The 3,437-nt window shown below is 50.7% G+C and carries 3 protein-coding genes (1 of these 3 running past the window's edge); all 3 read left to right on the forward strand.

Features of this window, described 5'->3' with window-relative positions; all coding sequences use genetic code 11:
* Positions 1 to 235 precede the first annotated feature (235 nt).
* Entirely contained in the window at positions 236 to 1,084 is an 849-nt protein-coding gene (locus QVO97_RS09160; protein WP_022360030.1) for a DNA adenine methylase, read from the forward strand.
* Complete coding sequence (locus tag QVO97_RS09165) at positions 1,071 to 2,360, forward strand: type II restriction enzyme (protein ID WP_022360031.1); 1,290 nt, start codon at positions 1,071 to 1,073, stop codon at positions 2,358 to 2,360. Before QVO97_RS09160 ends, QVO97_RS09165 begins: the two co-directional genes overlap by 14 nt.
* A 149-nt stretch (positions 2,361 to 2,509) precedes the next feature.
* Positions 2,510 to 3,437, forward strand: partial view of an MATE family efflux transporter gene (locus QVO97_RS09170; RefSeq protein ID WP_022360032.1) — the 5' portion only. 455 nt of this gene lie beyond the right edge of the window; only the first 928 of its 1,383 coding nucleotides appear in the window; its start codon is at positions 2,510 to 2,512; its stop codon lies off the right edge, out of view.

Below are 3,437 nucleotides of genomic sequence, written 5' to 3' on the forward strand. Positions count from 1 at the left end.
TAACTTAGTTACCGAGTAGTTCACGAGAGAAGTATACGAGTCAATGATATAGCTTGAGAATACATAAGGAATTTCCGGTTCTAATGCTGGACATCCACCCCAAAGTCAAGTATAATGAACTAGAACAGTTGTACGATTATAATAAACGGGTAATCAGAGCACAAGCGGACATCTGATTTCCCGTTTTTGTATTGCAATGTATCCGGAAGACAAACAGAAGGAGGTACCCTATCCGATGTCAAGAAAAAATCCGTTCGTCATGCCCATCCTCAAATGGGTAGGCGGCAAACGGCAGCTGCTGGACAGCATCAATCCGCTGATCCCGGAATGTTCGACCTATTATGAGCCGTTTATCGGGGGCGGTGCGGTGCTCTTTGGGAGACAGCCGAACAAGGCGGTGATCAATGACTCCAACGAAGAGCTGATCAATGTATACCGGATGATCAAGGAAGAGCCGGAAGAGCTGATTGCGGCGCTGAGCGCCCATAAGAAACAGAATTGCGAGGAGTATTATTATACGGTGCGGGCGTGGGATCGCGACAAGGAGACGTATCAGACGCGGACCAACGTCGAGCGGGCAGCGCGGATCATTTACCTGAACAAGACCTGCTACAACGGCCTGTTCCGCGTCAACAGCTCCGGCGAGTTCAATTCTCCGTGGGGCAGATATAAGAACCCGAATATCACGAACGAGGCGACTATCCATGCGCTGAATACGTATTTAAATAAAGCGAATATTACGATCAAATGCGGCGATTACCGCGAGGCGTTAAAGGGCATCCGGAAGGGCGCGTTCGTCTATTTTGACCCGCCTTATATGCCGATCAGCTCGTCGGCGTCGTTCACGGGCTACACCGCGGGCGGCTTCGGGGAGGAAGAGCAGATCGCATTAAAAGAGCAGTGTGACATGTTGAATGCAAAGGGCATCAAGTTCCTGCTTTCCAATTCGTCCTGCGAATTTATCGAGGATTTATATAAAGATTACATCATCGACCACGTGGATGCCAAGCGCGCGATCAACGTGAAACCGGAGAAGCGCGGAGAGATTCAGGAAGTTCTGGTACGCAATTATGAGCTTGATTGATGATAAATGGAGAATTTTATTTGATAAATACCGGATTGAGCGGGAAATTGAGAAACATGGGCGGTTTTACATCACCGCCGACCAGATCCGCGAAGTCAAGGAACCGCGTCTGATGACGAAATTTGACACGCGGGAATCCCTGCCGCGGGTGTTTGGAAAGAAGATTTCGATTCTTCCGGTGTCGCGCGGCGGCTATGTGCTGGGCGAGTTTGACTTATATCAGGATTTTCCGGAGATTCCGTCCGATATCAAACGGGTGACGAGCGCGAAGATACCCGATTACTTTGAGTCGATCGACCTTCATGACATCCGCTCGGAAGCCAGCGCGATCAATGTTATGAGCATCACGGGGATTCTGGATGATTTTCTGGGCGAGGATCGCATGGTGCAGACGGTTTCGGGGCGGATGGGGTCTGGAAATTTTGAGTTTTATGTCAGCGACTATCAAAAATCAGAGCCGATTGAGAAAAAGCCGCTTATCCAGGTACAGAATTCGCAGGTCGAGATCGACGGTGGATTTGAAAATGAGAATGTATTTACGCTGATCGAGGGAAAAAACGTCGTCCACAGCAATTTTCTGATCCGGCAGCTTTATTATCCGGCGAGACTCTGGGCGGAGAAGATACACAAGCCGATCCGTCCGGTGTTTATGGTGTATTCGAATAATATTTTCCGCCTGCTGGAATATGAATTTACGGACCTGCGCTACTACAATTCGCTGCGGCTGGTGCAGGAGCAAAATTACAGCTTAGAGGAAATCGAGATTACGCTGGATGATTTATACGATGTCTGGGCACGAACAAAGGTCAAGCCGGAACCGGCGGTTACCTTTATCCAGGCGGACAGCTTTTACAAGGTTATTTCACTGGTAGAACGGCTGAACGAGAATCCAATGACGGGCGGGGAGATCGCGCAGCTTTTTGGATTTAAGGAGCGACAGTCGGACTATTATTTCAACGCGTGCCGCTATCTGGGACTGGCGGAGAAGCAGACGGATGAGGACGGCGTGAAAGTGCATATCACGGCGATAGGAAGACGGCTTTTGAAACTGCCGTATAGGGCGCGCCAGCTCGAATACGTCCGCCTGATTCTGGAACACCCGATTTTCCACGATTTATTTGAAGCTGCTCTTCAGCTCGGAGATGTTCCGGACAAGGAGTATGTCGCAAAGAAAATGCGGGAATACCAGGTCTGCGGGGAGAATCTGATCGTGCGGAGGTCAAGTTCAGTGCGGGCATGGCTGTACTGGATTCTGACGCTGGTGAACGAAGGATAGGGAAATGGGAATTATTATATTTATCCGTTATCATGCTAAGGGGGTAATTTCGTCTCAGATGCGTCGGCGTCCGTGCATGTGATGCATGACCGTTAGAAAAATAGACCATTTGGACAGAGAATAAAATATAGAAAGTTACAGGACAGCATATGGGCAGACAAGAGCAGACAAATCATCTTTTCAGCAACCGCGATCTGCGGATTCTTCTGGTTCCGCTGATCGTAGAGCAGATTTTAAACTCCCTGATGGGTACAGCGGACAGCATTATGGTCAGCAACGTGGGATCGGCGGCGATCTCGGCGGTTTCGTTGGTTGACTCCATCAATATTTTAGTGATACAGGCATTCTATGCGCTGGCGGCAGGCGGCACGATCGTCTGCTCCCAGTACATCGGACAGAAAGATAAGAAAAATGCGGAGGAATCCGCGAGACAGTTATCTTTTGTGGTGGCGTGCATCTCGTCGGCGGTCATGGCAGTCTGCCTTCTGACACGCGGGCCGCTGCTGCGGCTGATTTTCGGCAGCGTCGAGGCGGATGTCATGGAGGCAGCGCAGATCTATTTCTTCTACACGGCGCTTTCGTTCCCATTTATCGCCCTCTATGATGCTGGTTCCTCGATCTACCGGGCGCAGGGAAATACAAGGCTTCCGATGACGATCGCGGTTGTCTCTAACGGGTTAAATATCGCCGGAAATGCGGTGCTTATCTGGGGCTTCCATCTTGGAGTTGCCGGTGCGGCGATTGCCACGCTCGGTTCCCGCGTTATCTCGGCAGTGGTGGTGTTTGCCTTTTTGCACAATCCCAGCCAGGAAATTGCGGTGCGTGACTATCTGCATATCCGTCCGGACGGACGCCGGATTATGCGGATTCTCTCATTGGGAATCCCAAACGGTATCGAAAATGCGATGTTCCAGTTTGGAAAGCTTGCGATTCAGTCAACCGTCTCGACCCTCGGGACGATCGCGATCGCAGCCCAGGCGATGACGAATATTCTGGAAAACTTAAACGGCATCGCGGCGATCGGTATCGGAATCGGCATGATGACGGTGGTCGGACAGTGTCTCGGCGCGGGGCGCA

This window comes from Clostridium sp. CAG:43, assembly GCF_000434655.1.
GTDB classification, from domain to species: domain Bacteria; phylum Bacillota; class Clostridia; order Lachnospirales; family Lachnospiraceae; genus Otoolea; species Otoolea fessa.